17 protein-coding genes, 1 pseudogene and 1 CRISPR repeat array are annotated in these 14,347 nt (G+C 68.6%); of the genes and pseudogenes, 10 read left to right on the top strand and 8 right to left on the bottom strand.

Annotated elements, in window-relative coordinates:
• The first annotated feature begins 22 nt into the window (after nt 1-22).
• From ABZ463_RS38785 to ABZ463_RS38770, 4 genes are all read left to right on the top strand, one after another.
• Nucleotides 23-184: a hypothetical protein gene (locus tag ABZ463_RS38785; protein ID WP_362784572.1), complete on the top strand. Its 162-nt coding sequence runs from the start codon at nt 23-25 to the stop codon at nt 182-184.
• A 659-nt stretch (nt 185-843) separates the two neighbouring features.
• On the top strand, nt 844-2,565 hold the full coding sequence (locus tag ABZ463_RS38780; RefSeq protein WP_362784569.1) for an ABC transporter ATP-binding protein: 1,722 nt from the start codon (nt 844-846) through the stop codon (nt 2,563-2,565).
• Nucleotides 2,562-4,277, top strand: a complete 1,716-nt coding sequence (locus tag ABZ463_RS38775) for an ABC transporter ATP-binding protein (protein ID WP_362784566.1) — start codon at nt 2,562-2,564, stop codon at nt 4,275-4,277. Before ABZ463_RS38780 ends, ABZ463_RS38775 begins: the two co-directional genes overlap by 4 nt.
• A gap of 176 nt (nt 4,278-4,453) precedes the next feature.
• Complete coding sequence (locus ABZ463_RS38770) at nt 4,454-5,260, top strand: alpha/beta hydrolase (RefSeq protein WP_362784563.1); 807 nt, start codon at nt 4,454-4,456, stop codon at nt 5,258-5,260.
• On the opposite strand, the gene ABZ463_RS38765 is transcribed toward ABZ463_RS38770, so the two are convergent.
• Complete coding sequence (locus ABZ463_RS38765; protein ID WP_362784659.1) at nt 5,244-5,504, bottom strand: DUF397 domain-containing protein; 261 nt, start codon at nt 5,502-5,504, stop codon at nt 5,244-5,246. The two genes, ABZ463_RS38770 and ABZ463_RS38765, sit on opposite strands and share 17 nt — an antisense overlap.
• Before the next feature lie 47 nt (nt 5,505-5,551).
• On the opposite strand from ABZ463_RS38765, the gene ABZ463_RS38760 reads away from it, so the two are divergent.
• Nucleotides 5,552-6,007 carry a VOC family protein gene (locus tag ABZ463_RS38760; RefSeq protein WP_362784560.1) on the top strand — a complete coding sequence of 152 codons (456 nt, stop codon included), beginning with the start codon at nt 5,552-5,554 and terminating at the stop codon, nt 6,005-6,007.
• 96 nt (nt 6,008-6,103) lie between these two features.
• Here ABZ463_RS38760 and ABZ463_RS38755 read toward each other — a convergent pair whose 3' ends face one another.
• The 5 genes from ABZ463_RS38755 to ABZ463_RS38735 form a co-directional block, all read right to left on the bottom strand.
• Nucleotides 6,104-7,522 carry an endo-1,4-beta-xylanase gene (locus ABZ463_RS38755; RefSeq protein WP_362784557.1) on the bottom strand — a complete coding sequence of 473 codons (1,419 nt, stop codon included), beginning with the start codon at nt 7,520-7,522 and terminating at the stop codon, nt 6,104-6,106.
• Nucleotides 7,523-7,548: 26 nt separating this feature from the next.
• Nucleotides 7,549-7,857 carry a hypothetical protein gene (locus ABZ463_RS38750; RefSeq protein ID WP_362784554.1) on the bottom strand — a complete coding sequence of 103 codons (309 nt, stop codon included), beginning with the start codon at nt 7,855-7,857 and terminating at the stop codon, nt 7,549-7,551.
• 152 nt (nt 7,858-8,009) lie between these two features.
• A CRISPR array of direct repeats spans nt 8,010-8,234; the repeat unit is 24 nt; unit sequence GAACCCTTCAGGGTGATGAGGGAC.
• Between the two features lie 156 nt (nt 8,235-8,390).
• Nucleotides 8,391-8,594, bottom strand: coding sequence for a DUF397 domain-containing protein (locus tag ABZ463_RS38745; RefSeq protein ID WP_362784551.1), 204 nt, complete (start codon nt 8,592-8,594; stop codon nt 8,391-8,393).
• A 292-nt stretch (nt 8,595-8,886) separates the two neighbouring features.
• Nucleotides 8,887-9,240 (bottom strand): hypothetical protein, encoded by a 354-nt coding sequence (locus tag ABZ463_RS38740; RefSeq protein WP_352013946.1) that lies wholly within the window; start codon nt 9,238-9,240, stop codon nt 8,887-8,889.
• A gap of 139 nt (nt 9,241-9,379) precedes the next feature.
• Complete coding sequence (locus ABZ463_RS38735; protein WP_362784549.1) at nt 9,380-9,523, bottom strand: DUF397 domain-containing protein; 144 nt, start codon at nt 9,521-9,523, stop codon at nt 9,380-9,382.
• Nucleotides 9,524-9,689: 166 nt separating this feature from the next.
• On the opposite strand from ABZ463_RS38735, the gene ABZ463_RS38730 reads away from it, so the two are divergent.
• Entirely contained in the window at nt 9,690-10,133 is a 444-nt protein-coding gene (locus tag ABZ463_RS38730) for a hypothetical protein (protein ID WP_362784546.1), read from the top strand.
• A gap of 326 nt (nt 10,134-10,459) precedes the next feature.
• On the opposite strand, the gene ABZ463_RS38725 is transcribed toward ABZ463_RS38730, so the two are convergent.
• Both ABZ463_RS38725 and ABZ463_RS38720 read right to left on the bottom strand, forming a co-directional pair.
• A complete protein-coding gene (locus tag ABZ463_RS38725; protein ID WP_362784656.1) occupies nt 10,460-10,945 on the bottom strand; it encodes a UTRA domain-containing protein in 486 nt (161 codons plus the stop codon).
• Between the two features lie 90 nt (nt 10,946-11,035).
• Nucleotides 11,036-11,233, bottom strand: a pseudogene (locus ABZ463_RS38720) (winged helix-turn-helix domain-containing protein); the annotation flags it as partial.
• Nucleotides 11,234-11,310: 77 nt separating this feature from the next.
• Here ABZ463_RS38720 and ABZ463_RS38715 point away from each other — a divergent pair.
• From ABZ463_RS38715 to ABZ463_RS38700, 4 genes are all read left to right on the top strand, one after another.
• Nucleotides 11,311-11,664, top strand: coding sequence for a hypothetical protein (locus tag ABZ463_RS38715; protein ID WP_352013942.1), 354 nt, complete (start codon nt 11,311-11,313; stop codon nt 11,662-11,664).
• A 952-nt stretch (nt 11,665-12,616) separates the two neighbouring features.
• Nucleotides 12,617-12,838 carry a hypothetical protein gene (locus ABZ463_RS38710; protein ID WP_362784543.1) on the top strand — a complete coding sequence of 74 codons (222 nt, stop codon included), beginning with the start codon at nt 12,617-12,619 and terminating at the stop codon, nt 12,836-12,838.
• On the top strand, nt 12,835-13,335 hold the full coding sequence (locus ABZ463_RS38705) for a hypothetical protein (RefSeq protein WP_362784539.1): 501 nt from the start codon (nt 12,835-12,837) through the stop codon (nt 13,333-13,335). Before ABZ463_RS38710 ends, ABZ463_RS38705 begins: the two co-directional genes overlap by 4 nt.
• Nucleotides 13,332-13,682: a hypothetical protein gene (locus ABZ463_RS38700; protein ID WP_362784537.1), complete on the top strand. Its 351-nt coding sequence runs from the start codon at nt 13,332-13,334 to the stop codon at nt 13,680-13,682. Before ABZ463_RS38705 ends, ABZ463_RS38700 begins: the two co-directional genes overlap by 4 nt.
• The last annotated feature ends 665 nt before the right edge of the window (nt 13,683-14,347 follow it).

The raw sequence follows: 14,347 nt of genomic DNA, 5'->3' as shown, positions 1-14,347 counted from the left end.
CCGCGCCAAGGCATGAACGCGCTTGTCGCGCAACCGCTCGCGACGACACACCTCCCGACGAGCGAGCCGGACGACGCGTCACGAACCCGGCCCGCGCCTCGACCCGGGCCTGATCCTGCACGCCGGTCGGCAGCCGGCCGAGCAGCTGGGCTGCGAGCTGGTTCTCCGCGAGTACTACGAGTGAACCAAGGACCTCCACCCCCACGACGTCCCCGGAATCGGAGCGACCGGCAACGACTGAGGACCTGCGATCGGTTACGTGGTGACTGCGGACACGTTCGGTTGTGACCTCATGTCGCAGCCGAAGATGCTCCCAAGTCGCGGCTAGAGGAACATTTGTCCAATCCGCCGACGTGCGCCAGCGGCGACAGTGGGCCCATGGCCATTCCTGACGGCACCCCGGAGAGTTCGATCCCGGCCCTGGACGACGGAGACGTCTACGTGTGCCAGGACGGCACCCACGTGCCCCCGCACTCGTCCTCCCCGATGAGTCCTCCGTCCACTTGCGCCAAGTCGGCGAGACCAACGCGAGGAGAAGACTCACGGACTCCGGCTGGGACGGCCGGCGGCTGATGGCCTTCCAACGGCCGTCGCCCTGCCGCGAGGCAGCCGCCTGGAGATGCGGTCCGGAGCCTGTAAGCCCAAGCCGGCCCGCTCGCACCCTGCCCTTTCATTCACCGTCGGCTCGGCCACGGACCGGGTCGTGACGAGATCGACGAAGACCGGAGAACGATGACCATCACCACCGACCTCGCTCAGACGATCGAGCAACCAGATGCCGATTCTGTGGCGGGACAGAGCATGACACGGCTGTTGCGCCCTCATTTGCGGAGTTTCGCGGCCGTGGTGATCCTGCAGGTCATCGGCGCGCTCGCGGGTCTGGCCCCGCTGCTGGCGGTCGTCGAACTGGGCCGTACCCTGCTGTCGCCCGGCCCGATCGACCACGTTCACGTCTGGACCGTGGTGATCGCGGGTGCGGCCGGCCTGCTCATCCGGCTGCTGTGCACCGCCGCATCGTCGGGAATCGGACATGTTCTCGACAGCCGGGTGCAACTGACGTTTCGCCGACAGCTGGCCGCGTCGCTGGGACGCGTCCCGATCGGCTGGTTCTCCCGGCGCCGCACCGGCGAGCTGGCCAAGGTGGTGGGCGAGGACGTGAGCGCCGTGCACCCGTTCATCGCCCACGCTCCCGGCGAACTCGTCGCCGCGTTCGTGGTGCCGCTGGCGTCGCTGGTCTACCTGTTCACCGTCGACTGGCGGCTCACGCTGATCACGCTGATCCCTGTGGTGATGGCGACAGCGCTGGTTCCGCTGCTGATGCTGCCCGCCAGGACGCGCGAGCAGGAGGCCTACGACGCGGCCATGGGGCGGATCGCCAGTTCCGTCGTCGAGTTCGTGCAAGGCATCTCGGTGGTCAAGGCGTTCGGCGGAGGCGAGCGCGTCCACCGCGCGTTCCTGACGGCCGCCGACGACTTCGTCAGCATCTTCTCCCGCTGGGTGCGCGGCATGTCCGTGATCGCCGCCGGGATGCAGCTGGCGCTGTCGCCGCCGTTCGTGCTGCTGGTCGTGCTGGTCGGCGGCACGGCACTGATCACCTCCGGCGGTCTGGCTCCAGCGGATCTGCTGCCGTTCCTGCTGCTCGGGCTGGGACTGACCGCTCCGGTGGCGGCGCTCGGGCACGGCTTCGACGACCTGCAGGCCGCCGGTCGTGCGGTCGGCCGGATCAAAGACGTGCTCGCGGTCCGGCCACTGCCCGAGCCCGTCCACCCGCGTCCGCCGCAGGGGCACCGGGTGGAACTGCGCGACGTCCGCTTCGCCTACGAGGTCGGTGATGGGGCAGGCCACGAGGTGCTGCGCGGCATCGACCTGGTGCTGGAGCCGGGGACGGTCACCGCGATCGTCGGGCGGTCGGGAAGCGGGAAGTCCACACTGGTTCAGCTGTTGCCGCGGTTCTTCGACCCCACCCACGGCTCGGTCCTGCTTGGCGGCGTCGATCTGCGTGAGATCGGCAGCCGGGAGCTGTATCGGCAGGTGTCCTTCGTTTTCCAGGACGTCCGTCTGCTGCGTGTCTCGGTCGCTGACAACATCGCACTGGCGGTGCCGCGGGCAGGCCGCGACGACGTGATCCGCGCCGCCCGGCTGGCCGGCATCCATGACCGCATCCTCCAACTGCCGCGCGGATACGACACGGTGCTCGGTGAAGAGACCAAGCTGTCCGGAGGCGAGGCGCAGCGGATCTCGATCGCCCGCGCGCTGCTGGCCGACACGCCCGTTCTGGTGCTGGACGAAGCGACCTCCTTCGCCGACCCGCAGACCGAACAGGCGGTCCGTCGGGCCCTGGCGACGCTGAGCGGCGACCGGACGATCGTCGTCATCGCCCACCGGCTGGAGACGATCGCCGACGCCGACACCGTCGTGGTGCTGGAGGACGGAGCGATCGCCGAACGCGGCAGACCCGCCGACCTGCTGGCACGGGGTGGAAGGTTCGCAGCGTTCTGGCGATCCCACCGATCCGCCGAGTTCGAAACCCACGGTGGCGTACTGCGAGGAGACGAGCCCCGATGATCCGAATGCTGTTGCGCGTGCTCGGAGACGAGTACGCCCGGGCGATGAGCCGAACCGTGATCCTGATGACGATCACCGCGGTGGTCGAAGGCCTGTCCTACGCGCTGCTGGTCCCGGTGCTGCGGGCGCTGCTCGGCGGCACGCCCGCGAACGCCGTGCCCTGGCTGGTCGCGTTCGGGGCCGCGGTCGCCCTCTACGCCGTGTTGCGTTACATCAGTGACTTGTCCGGCATGCGGGTCGGGACCACCATGTTGCGCGGCATGTATCACCGGCTCGGCCGGCATCTGGCCCGCCTCCCCCTCGGCTGGTACAACGCCGCTCGAATCGGCGAGGTGTCCGCCCTGGCGGGTCGCGGCCTCCTGCAGGCCATGGGCGTGGCCGCGCATCTGCTGGCGCCGTTCATCTCCGCCCTGGTCACACCCCTGACCATCGTGGCCGTGATGACCGCCTTCAACTGGCGGATGGGGCTGGCCGCGTTGCTCGCCGTACCCGTCGTGGCGGCGATCCAGGCCTGGACGGCACGCGCGACGGCCGCCGCCGACGCCGAGCGTCACGAACGCGACCAGGAGGCCGGCGGGCGCGTCATCGAATTCCTCCAAGCCCAGCCGGTACTGCGGGCCGGCGGCCGGACCGGCGAACGCTTCCAGCTGCTCGACGACTCGCTGCTGGACGCCCAGCGCGCCTCCCGCCGTACCGTGCTGGCGACACTGCCCAGTGCCGTGGGGCTGACGCTCACCGTGCAGGCGATCTTCACCGGGCTACTGGTCCTGGGCGCCTACCTCGCGCTCGGCGGGAGCATCGGCGCGGCGGACATCCTGGCGATCCTGGTGCTGGCCGCCCGCTGCGCCGACCCGCTGCTGTCGCTGTCGGACATCGGCGGCAAACTCCGCGGCGCGCGTTCGGAGCTGGCCAGACTTGAGGCGTTGCTGCGCACCGAGCCGCTGCGGGAACCCCGTGAGCCGATCCAGCCGACGCACCACGGCCTGGAGTTCGACGCCGTCGCCTTCCGGCACGGCGAGCTCACGGTGTTCGACGAGGTGTCGCTCACCATCCCCGAGGGACAGCGGCTCGCGGTCGTCGGGCCGTCCGGCGCGGGCAAGAGCACGTTGCTGCAGCTGCTGGCGCGTTTCTACGACGTGGACGCCGGCGCGGTGCGCGTGGGAGGCGTGGACGTGCGCGAGATCAGCACCGAGGCGTTGATGGCGCGCATCGCCGTTGTCTTCCAGGACGTCTATCTCTTCGACGGCACGATCGAGGAGAACGTGCGCCTGGGCCGTCCAGACGCGAGCGTCGCCGAGGTGCGGGCGGCGGCGACCGCAGCACGGCTGGACGAGGTGATCGAGCGACTGGACGGCGGATGGGCGGCGAACGTCGGCGAGGGCGGCGCACTGCTGTCAGGTGGTGAGCGCCAGCGTGTCTCGATCGCGCGGGCGTTGCTGAAGAACGCACCCATCGTGCTGCTGGACGAGGTGACCTCGGCGCTGGACCCGGTCAACGAGGCGGCCGTCCACGAAGGCATCCAGCGCCTGATGGCGGGCCGGACGGTGGTGATGGTGGCGCATCGGATGCGGACCGTCCGGCGCGCCGACCGCATCGTCTTTCTGGACGGCGGCCGGATCGTGGAGGAAGGCAGCCACGACGAACTGCTCGACCGCGGTGGCCGCTACGCCGGCTTCTGGAACATCTCCATGGCTCCCGCCGCGCAGGAATGAGCCCCGCCGGGCCCGTGTTCCGGCCTTGGGGCCTTGGGGCCTTGGGGCCTTGGGGCCTTGGGGCCTTGGGGCCTTGGGGCCTTGGTACAGCCATCATGGTGACGGCCGCCCGGGTTTCGACTCCGCGGGAACATTTGTCCAAGACCGGCGGCCGGCTGCCCGTGCACAGTCTCCCCATGAGTCAATACGACATTGAGCACTCGCATGGGATGCACGTGGTCCATGACGGCCCGCGGCAGGCGCCGCCGTTGCTGCTCATCCACGGGTCGGGGGCCTCGGGCGGTTTCTGGGGCCCGGTGGTCCCGGCGCTGGCCGGCCACCATCATGTCATCCGGGTCGATCTGCCGGGTTGCGGCCAGTCCCCGCCCGCGCCGTCGTACGACGTGCCCGCGCAGGCGGGTCAGGTGGCGGCGTTGCTGGACGACCATGGGCTTCGTCATGTCGCCGTGGTCGGGCACTCCAGCGGCGGCTACGTCGCCACCGCGCTCGCCGAGCAACGTCCCGACCTCGTGGGTTCGCTTTCGTTGATCAGTAGCGGCCCGAGTCCGGACGCGCTCCTTCGGCAGCCGTTCATTCTTCGGGTGCTGCTGGCCCCGCCGTTGGGCCCGCTCATTTGGCCGAGGCGTTCGGATGCGATGATCCGCAAGGGGATCAGCGCGATGGCCGTTCGCCCGGTGGACCTCCCGGACGACGTGGTCGCCGACGTACGGGGCATCACCTACCGCGTGATGAGGACGGTGCTGCGCCAGAACACCGCCTACATCGCCGAACGGAGCGTGCCCGAGCGTCTGGCCGCCCTCGGGGTCCCCGTACAGGTGATCTTCGGCGCTGCGGACCCCCGCTGGGAGCCGTCCTCGGCACACCGGTACGACGCGGTGCCGAACACACGGGTCGAGCTGCTACCCGGCGTCGGGCACCTGCCCATGGTGGAAGCGCCCGAGAAGGTCGGCGAACTGCTACTGAGCTTCACGGCAACGGCCTGATGGGTAGGCCGCGGTATGGCCGAGCGCGTGCAGTGTCGCCGAGGTGCCCGCGCGCTCGTTGACCCGCTCGACATGCGGATGGGTCAACGGCCGGGCCGTCCACCTTCACGGGGTTCCACGCCTTCCATTCGGAGGCGCTGAAGGTCAGGGCGGGGTTCTTGCCGTCGCGGACGGCCACCAGGCAGGGGAGGTCGGTGGCGACCTCGACGCGGTTGTCGTGGGCGCGGGGCTCGGCCCCGGTCAGGTCAGGGCGTTGATCGTCTGTCGGACCGGTCTGGGATGCTCCCGCGCATGGACATGACGCTGCAACTGACGATCGACTGCTCCGATCCGCAGAGAATGGTGACCTTCTGGGCCGAGGCCCTGGGTTACGTGCCTGAGCCTCCGCCAGGTGGGCACGCCACCTGGCGTGCCTACTGGGCGGCGATGGGGGTGCCCGAGGCGGAGTTGCCGACCGGCGCCGGGGACGTCCCGGAGTCGATCATCGACCCCGAGGGGCGTGGGCCGAGGGTGTGGTTCCAGCAGGTTCCGGAGCCGAAGGTCGCCAAGAACCGTTGGCACTTCGACCTGAAGGTCGGCGGGGGCCGTGACGTTCCGTTGGACGTCCGTGCGGGGCGGGTCAGGGCCACGGTGGAACGGCTGGTCGAAGCCGGTGCCACCGTGCTGCGCATCAAGGACGAGCCGGACATGGGTCTCTACGCAGCCGCCATGCGGGACCCCGAGGGCAACGAGTTCGACATCGTCTGAGGGTCCGTCGCGACGGTGCCGGTCACCGTCGCTCGTTCACGGACGACTCGCGCGGCCCACCCGCGCCCGGCGCCGAGAACCAGGGCTCTTTCGGGCCTACGGGTGTCCCGGCATGTCGGTCAGCTCCCAGACCGGGGTGCCCGAGCACGGCGCCTGTTCGAGTACGGCTCCCGCGGCGGTGCTCCGGTCCCTGACCACGACGCACCTGGAGCTGCGCAGGGACACGAGCTGCTGCCCGTCCCCCGAGGGACGCACCTCGAACCGCTGGTCGTCGCCGGAGGACGGGCACGGGGTGCGGGTCAGGGTGTTCTGGGACCCCGCTGTGAGGCACCAATATCCGGTCGGGTCGGTGATCTGGTAGGTCTTCGTCGCCACGCGGTGGAACAGCAGCCGCTGGTCCTTCCCGCACACCGCCTGGACGGCCTGCGTGCCGGAGAGGGACAGGCACCTGCCGGAATGGCTCGCGACGGCGTTCGAGGTGAAGTCCCGGTCCTTCAGTCCAGCTCGTAGCCGGAGGTAGGCGGGTTTCTTGGCCAGATTCTCGTCCAGAGGGTGGGCCGCGCCCCAGCCGGGAACCGAGGACGGCACCCATGAGTACCTGTCGGTGAGACTCCACATGGTCAGGGACACACAGCGGGCGACGGCGAGGCACGCCTCGGCGGCCCGGCGGTAGACCTCGCCCTGGGCGGCCAGCCTGCTGTCGTCCACCGGCAGCTTGAGCCGGACGTCCAGCTCGGTGACGGCCACGTCGACGCCCAGCCCGGCGAACAACTGCAGAGTGCTCCTGAGCTGCGTCAGCGGGAGCGGCTCCGACGCCGACTCCTTGATCATGGCGTGGGTCTGGAAACCGACGCCGTCGATCGGCACGCCCTGCGCCCGCAGGTCGCGTACCAGGTTGTAGAGACCGACGCGCTTGGGGTTGTTCCACTCGGCGTTGTAGTCGTTGATGTAGAGCTTGGCGGAGGGATCGGCGGCCCTGGCCCACCGGAAGGCGTCGGCGATGTAGCCGGGACCCAGTCGCCTGAGCCAGATGGACTGCCTGAGGGTGCCGTCCTCCGCGAGGACCTCGTTGACGACGTCCCACACGGCGACCCGTCCGGCGTAACGCTTGACGGTGGTCTCGACGTGCCGCTGGAGCGCGGCGCGCAGTTCCTGGTCGCTGAGTGAGCCGTCGCTGACCCAGGTGGGCAGACCGCCGTGCCAGACGAGGGTGTGACCGCGGACCATCTGGTTGTTCTCCTGGGCGAAGGAGACGACGGCGTCCGCCTTGGCCCAGGTGTGCACGCCGGGTTCTGGCTCCACGTTCCCCCATTTCATGGCGTTCTCGGGGGTCACGCTGTTGAACTCGTACCTGAGCTTGTCGCGGTAACCGTTGTCGGTCTCCAGGGCGCGGTCGTTGACGGCCGCCCCGACGCGCAGGTTCCGGGCCGCCGCCACGGTACGCAGGGTCTCCTCGGCGGCGGCGGAGGCGGGGACGGCGACCGTCGCCATGACGCCAAGCAGAACGGCGCTCATACCGGCCAGGGACAAGAGGGGTAGTTTCATCTCTTCTTTCGCAGTCGGATCACAAGCCGGAAGCTCGTGGTTTGAGGCTGGGCGCCGGTCCTGGCTGGCTTCTTCACGGCCTCGTGGTACTTGTCCCTTCTGGGGTCGCAGCCGTCCCGGACGATACTGATCAACAGCGCGCGGCGTGACGTCAGCGCGTCGGAGGCCATCACGGTGCCGTGCGCGCCCCGGTAGCCGGTGCCGGACGGGCGCCGCAGACGAGGCCGGAGCCGGTGGTCACCCGTCAGGAGCCGGTCGGAGGCTTCCCGCAGGCGGACGCCGGAATCGACCGGCCGACTTCCCATCGCTTGTCATGATCAGTTGAACGCCGCCCACCTGCACGGGGTTCCACGTTTTCGGCTGCGCGGCCTTGGTCCTCACCGTGAGAGCCGGTCACAACCCACGCGACCCCTCGGCGCCGTACGGCACAGCGAGGCCGCCGATTCAGTCGGGGAACGTCGTGAACCCTTCAGGGTGATGAGGGACGCCAACCGACATCGTGGATGCGGATCTCGTCGGAGAGTTGCGAACCCTTCAGGGTGATGAGGGACTGGATGTCGAAGGTCGAAAAGGGCGATATTGAGCTGTTGTGAACCCTTCAGGGTGATGAGGGACGCGGCCCGTACGCTCCAGGGCGGCATCGCCGAGATGGCGTTGCGAACCCTTCAGGGTGATGAGGGACCCGAGGGTAAAGCCCCAGGTCAGGTGGGTTTGCGCAAGGGCGGGGCGAGCTGATTCTGCGGCGGTCCGGCGGTAGTGCAGAGGTGCAGGTCAGAGCGTTGATCATCTTTGGGTACGGCCTCGGGGGCGGCCCTGTCCATGATGACGGGCTCGCCGGTCAGGAGTCGAACGTTCCGATTTTTATGTCGCCTATGAAGGCGTTCCATTCGGAGGCGCTGAAGGTCAGGGCGGGGCCGGAGGGGTTTTTGCTGTCGCGGACGGCTACTAGGCCGGGGAGGTTGGTGGCGACCTCTACGCATTGCCCGTTGGCTCCGCTGAGGCTGCTCTTGTGGAACTCGGCGCTGGACAGGTCGGGGGACATGGGGTTCCTCGCCTTCGGACATGCGGTCTTGGTCCTCACTGTGAGAGCCGGTCGCCGCCCATGCAACCTCTCGATGCCGTACGGGCACAACGAGGCCGAGAGGTTGGGCATCGAAGGCGCCGATTCGGTTGGGGAATGTTGTGAACGAGAAACTGTCAAGACCTGTGGATTCGCGATCCCCTGCGACGTCCGCCTCCCCGCACAGGGGCCGGATGGAGGGCAGGTGCTTGCGAGAAACGTTCGGCAGAGTGCCTTGGAACGATGAGCACCTGGCGGCGGACATGTCGACTCGTCAGGACGGTTCGTGGGCCAGTCGTTTGAGTGCAACGATCTGACTGCCTGCGAAACCAGCGACATCTGCCGCGACCGTTGCGAGAGTGAGCAGGACAAGCACACTCGCCGCCGTCGCAGACGCGACGGCGAGCACGCATGCCGCAAGCAGATTCGCCAGAAGCACCAGGCGAAGGCTCCCCATCGAAGGACGGAGACTGAGCCGCCACACGACACCGGACCACAGCACGACGGCCACACCGATGCCGCCGACGACAAGTGCCGGCAGCCTCACCGCAGGTGCGGTCAGGGGCGCGGTCGAAGCGATCACCACCCCGACGAGCAGGCAATAGAGCGCATCAGCGCGGAGACTCAACCGACCAAGCCGACTCCCAGACATACGCAGAGGCTAACGCCCGCCCGTCATGGACGTACAGCCCAAGATCTTTGCCTGCGAGCATCTCGTCCAGGCGCAGGTGACCGTCCCCCGTTCGTTGGCGTGGCCCTTGCCCGGATCACATCAGGGCGGGGCCGGAGGGGTTCTTGCTGTCGCGGACGGCGACCAGGCCGGGGAGGTTGGTGGCGACCTCTACGCATTGCCCGTTGGCTCCGCTGAGGCTGCTCTTGTGGAACTCGGCGTTGGACAGGCCAGGGGACATGGCTGCTCCCCGCCTTCTCGGGGAACCTGATTCCCGCCGTACGAACAAGACCCCGGCCTGTGAATGGTGCCAGGGTCCTTGGGCGTGAAAGTGGTCAGGCGCCGAAGGCGCCGATTGGTGTCCCTGGTTCCCCTGACCGGCCGGGCTCCTACCCATCAACAGACCGGTGGTGACGGACGTGCTCTTGGCGCTCCTCGCGGAGGCGGCTGCTCGGACACTGCAAAAATCGCGGACTGTGGATGATCCGCACTTTTGTGAGGAGAACGAGCCGACCGCCGCAGCGGTGGAGCGATGGCGGCGTGATCGATCCGGTGCTCTGGCTGCTGACGGGATCGCCCTTACCGTGAAGGGTCCGTTCGACGCCCTCGGCATGGATCCCGTCTACATCCTTCAGCTGGAGCGGGCTTCGATCGAGTGTGTGATCGCGGTCTTCCGGGGCGGCATATTGGACGTGATACGCGTTGACTGGGATGACCAGTCGATAGAGCATGAAGGCGTCCAGGTCACCTCTGCCGCCGAACTGGCGGAGGCGCTGGATCGGATCGTCTGGAAACAGCGGCGAGGCGGTTCTGAAGGTCATGGTTTTCGGCGCTCGCACCCTGGCGTTTGATCACCTCGGGGTTCGCGGCCTGGGTGATCCCCCGAAACCGTGGAGTCCATGATCTTCATCTATGCGAGTCGGGTGACCATTGAGGACAGGTAGCCCTGCGTCTGAGGACAGGTAGCCCTGCGTCGTGTTGACATCCAAGGCTTTCGTCTGGACCCGGTCTCACCCGAGCGTAGAACTCACGACACCGTTGTCCACAGGCGAACAGGTGAATGTGGGCGTACGGCAAGGCCGCAGGAGCCCAAGAAGCCCTTGGACGGGAGGCACTACCTCGCGCTGGTGCGGCAGGGGCTGGGCAACCGGTAAACGCGCCTGATCGTGGGGGTGTCTCAGGTCTGCGGTATTTCGTCGATCGCTGTGCCGTAGATCACCTGGTACCGGTCCACGGGGATCACGATGTCGGCGGTTTCGACGGGTTGTTCGTCGGCCCAGTAGGTGCGCTCGATGGTGAGGACGATCGAGCCCGGCGCCATCTGCAGACGGGTCGCTTCGGTGGTCAGCACCATCCGGGCGGATACGGCCTCGGCGGAGTGGGTGATGCGTATGCCGATCGCCATCATGCGTTCGACGACGCCGCGTCCGGCGTAGGGGCCGTCCTCGGGCAGGACGATGGGTGTTCCCTTGGTCAGGGCGAAGGGTTCCCAGCTTGTGGAGAGCATCACCGGTTCGTCGTCGGCGGTGAACACGTAGTCGGTTCTGATCGCGTCCGGCCCGTTGTCGCTCTCGGCGAGCAGCAGTCTTTGCCGTACGGCGGGCGGCGCGGTCTCGGTGCGACTGCTGTACTGCCAGCCGCCGTTCACTCCTTGGGCTCTCATCTCGGCGGCGAAGGGACTGCCGCCGCGCAGAGAGCGATGCCAGGAGCGGACAAGTCTTCGGGGAGTGGGGCGTTCCCGAACGAACGTCCCCGCTCCTGGACGTGCGACTGCGTGCCCCTCGACGACCAACGTCCGGATGACCTTCCGCGCGACACCATCGGAAACTCCGAACTGTCGGGCGATTTCCGTCTGTGAGGGAAGGGCGGCTCCGGGGGCCAGTTCGCCATTGACGATCTGCTGGCGGAGCTGGTCCGCGATAGCGAGGTACAGGGCTCCTGACTGATCCACGATTCCAGCTTGACAGCAGGCTATCTTGCTCAGCAAGCTGGGTACCTCGAAGGCGAGCAGGATACCCAGGAGGGTCGGTGTATGAAGCCACGATTCCCGCCCGGCCAGAGATGGTGGAAACCATCCAAGCTTGGGCGCGCAACCTTGCTCTAGCCGCTCATCTCGACCTCGCTGATGCGGTTCAACAGGTGGCCGCAGCTCTTACCGAGGATGCGGTTCGGCGGAATCAGCCCACGGCGACCGTGACCGTGCAGATGACGCTTTGGGAGACCGGGCTGCGCCTTGAAGTGCGGGATCCCGGAGAGAACGACCAGGTCGAAAGCGAAGGTGTCGCAGTCGTATCCCGACTCGCACGCGCATTCGGCACAAGCAAGAACAGGACTGGCCACCTGGCATGGGCCGAGATCGGCAGAGAACCCAACACGCCCTGACCAGTCAAGACGAACTCGCCACATCGAAAACGGACCTGCCCGACGGTTGCGACGTCGGGACAGGTCCTTGATCAGGAAGGTGACTCCTGACGTGAGCAAGAGTAATGCCCGGGACTCCAGCTCGGGCACGTCGATCCGGGACGGTTGCGGCTGCTTCGCCGGTGCCGTACCTCTGCCCATGGGGTGTGCCCGCTGTGGCCATTCCCCCTACGCCCATGGCTGTTCGCAGCAGGACGGGCACGAGTACGCGCAGCCGTCCGGGGTGTTGATGGACGCCCGTCTCCAGGCGCGTCGTGTGTACGGCCCGCAGTTCCTTCCCGCGCCTCGGCCTCCGGTTGAGGTGGCGCCCGCTGAGGTGGTTCCGTTGGTGCCCGCCCAGCGGCGTCCCGAGCATGACCCCGATCCTGAGGCGCCCGCGATGGCCCCGGCTGCGAAGGCCGTACCGGGTGGTCCTGTGGATGAGACTGGCCCGGATTGTGGGCTGGTGCCTGGTCGGCGTCGTCCTGCTCCTGAGCCGGGAGTGGCCGCGACCGCCGTACGGGAAGGCCCTGCGGATTCCGGGCCGGGGGCGGCTGCGGTGGTTCCGGATGGTCCTGTGGAGGAGGGCGGCGCTTCTGGGCCGGTGCCTGTGGACAGGCCGGTCGCCGCTCCGGAGGCCGTGCCCGTTGTGCCGGTACGGCCGTCGCCGCTTCGGCGAATCCGGCGTCCCTTCCCTGGCGCTCCTCGGTCGGGGGTCACCTGGACGAGGGCGTGTCGGCCTGGCGGCGTACGGCCCGCGAGCGGTCGGCCGCCTCGATGCGGCGGCCGATGTCGCGTTCCCCAGGCTCAGGCGGTCTGTCGGCCCGGCGTTCGTCCGGCTGGCACACACCTTCTTCGTCGTCCCGCAGGGCAGGCCCGGCCGGTGATCACCTTGTCGGCACAAGCCTCTGGTCGGATCTTGGAGGTCCAGGTCATGCACAGCACCCCCGGCCGCCCGGTGATCCCGGGCTGGCGGTTGATCATCAGTGACGCGGGCCGGTTCTGGGCCTTCCGCAACCACCTCTTCCCCCGCGCCGCCGTACGGGCCGGAGCCGAGTCGGCGGTGGACGCCGACACCTTCGACGAGGTCCAGGCCGTCATCGCCGAGCAGGAGGAGAGGGCCCGCGTCGCTCTGGTCGAGGAGGTCACCTCGTGACGGGACGCCACCGTGACGGCCAGCCGTACGCCCCGGTCTATCGGCGGGTCTGGGACGGCCCAGCGCGGGCCGAGGCCGAGCGGATCGACCAGGCCTGGGCGGACTGGGCCGTGCTCTACAGCCTGGGACGACGCTGTTTCTACGCCGTGGCCGCCTGGGACGGCCCTCGACCGGTGATCGTTGAGGACCCCACCGGAGACGGGTTGGAGGAGCGGATGAGGGAGGCCGAGATGATTCGGGCGATGCGGCTCTCGCCGCAGTCCTCCCCGGCGCCGGTTCGCAGGAGGGCTTCCCGCAGGCGGGCCGCAGTGGCGGTCACCGAGGAGCCCGGCGGGACGCGAACCGAGGCGATCACCAAGGAGCGTGGTTCACCGGGCGGGGAAACGGCATCCGCTGGGGCACGGCCTTCGCCGGATGAGGGAACGGGGCCATGGCCTTCGTCGGGTGAAGGAGTGGTGTCCGCCGGAGGGCGTTTGCCGGGTGGGAGGGCGGCGTGATGTCGGGTGTCGTGCTTCGGAGTTGCGACGCCGTACAGCGGGCCCATCCGGAGTGGCTGGTTTTCCACAGCTCGCGGTCCGGCCTGTGGAGCGCCTACCGTCGCTTTCCGCCGGTCAGGCCGGGGCTCGGGGAGGTGCTGCTGGTGCGAGCCGAGTCGGTCGAGGAACTGGACCGCAAGCTGACCGCCCACGCGCCTTCGGTCGTGCCGCCGAGCATCCGGGGTGTCGCCGTCGCCCGCGCCCTCCGGAGCGCTCGGGCCAAACAGGCAGCGCGGGCGTCCCGGCTGGTCCGGGCCGTGCGGGCTGGGGACTGCTCCACTGGATTGCGTAGGTTGCTGCGCTCCTGAAAGCCGGTACGGCGGCTCGCCGTACCCCTTGAGCGTGCGGTCCAGGGATGAGGGACCTGGATCGCACACAACTCCTGAAAGCCGGTACGGCGGGCGGGAAGGCTCATGACCCGCCGTACCTCCTCAAACGTGCGGCTCAGGTGGGAGGGACCTGGGCCGCACATCTTCGCAAGGCGGCTCCCATGCACGCTGGGCGCGTGGTGGGGAAGGGGAGTCGTCTGGCGCACCGGCCCTGAACGTGTGGGGCCGGTCCTCCTCCAGGGTGCCCGGCCGTCGTGCTCCCCGGCTCGGGGCCGGGCACCCGCCCTCCTTGTCTCCGCGAGGACCTGCCGTCCAAGCCCGAACGGCTGGAAATCCCGGACCTCACGGCCCCAGCGGTCGAGGGCCCCGCCCAAGGGAAAGCCCCGGTCTCGCGGTCCCTGCGAAGGTTCTCCCGGCCTGGGTGAAACCCCGGCCTTGCGGCCCGAGCGATCGGGAATCCCCGCCCGAGTGAAAGGCCCTGGCCTTGCGGTCCGGGTTTCTTGTCCGCCCTCTGAACCAGGACGACCATGACCGACTACGAGCGACGAATGATCGACCTGCTCACCAGCACCCACCCCGCCTGGCGCTACGAACACCTCCACCTGCCCGGCCTGCCCCGATGGTGGGCCATTCGCTACAAGCCG

The organism is Streptosporangium sp. NPDC020145 (genome assembly GCF_040631275.1).
Classification (GTDB): Bacteria; Actinomycetota; Actinomycetes; order Streptosporangiales; family Streptosporangiaceae; genus Streptosporangium.
Note: the sequence above shows the minus strand (reverse complement) of the source record. Positions and strands in the feature narration are given on the sequence as shown.

What these genes read in the sequence shown, in the direction of transcription:
- ABZ463_RS38775 (WP_362784566.1), top strand. Translation starts at nt 2,562, where the DNA reads ATGATCCGAATGCTGTTGCGCGTGCTCGGAGACGAGTACGCCCGGGCG.
- ABZ463_RS38770 (WP_362784563.1), top strand. Translation starts at nt 4,454, where the DNA reads ATGAGTCAATACGACATTGAGCACTCGCATGGGATGCACGTGGTCCAT.
- ABZ463_RS38760 (WP_362784560.1), top strand. Translation starts at nt 5,552, where the DNA reads ATGGACATGACGCTGCAACTGACGATCGACTGCTCCGATCCGCAGAGA.
- ABZ463_RS38755 (WP_362784557.1), bottom strand. Translation starts at nt 7,522, where the DNA reads ATGAGCGCCGTTCTGCTTGGCGTCATGGCGACGGTCGCCGTCCCCGCC.
- ABZ463_RS38750 (WP_362784554.1), bottom strand. Translation starts at nt 7,857, where the DNA reads ATGGGAAGTCGGCCGGTCGATTCCGGCGTCCGCCTGCGGGAAGCCTCC.
- ABZ463_RS38745 (WP_362784551.1), bottom strand. Translation starts at nt 8,594, where the DNA reads ATGTCCCCCGACCTGTCCAGCGCCGAGTTCCACAAGAGCAGCCTCAGC.
- ABZ463_RS38735 (WP_362784549.1), bottom strand. Translation starts at nt 9,523, where the DNA reads ATGTCCCCTGGCCTGTCCAACGCCGAGTTCCACAAGAGCAGCCTCAGC.
- ABZ463_RS38725 (WP_362784656.1), bottom strand. Translation starts at nt 10,945, where the DNA reads ATGAGAGCCCAAGGAGTGAACGGCGGCTGGCAGTACAGCAGTCGCACC.
- ABZ463_RS38710 (WP_362784543.1), top strand. Translation starts at nt 12,617, where the DNA reads ATGCACAGCACCCCCGGCCGCCCGGTGATCCCGGGCTGGCGGTTGATC.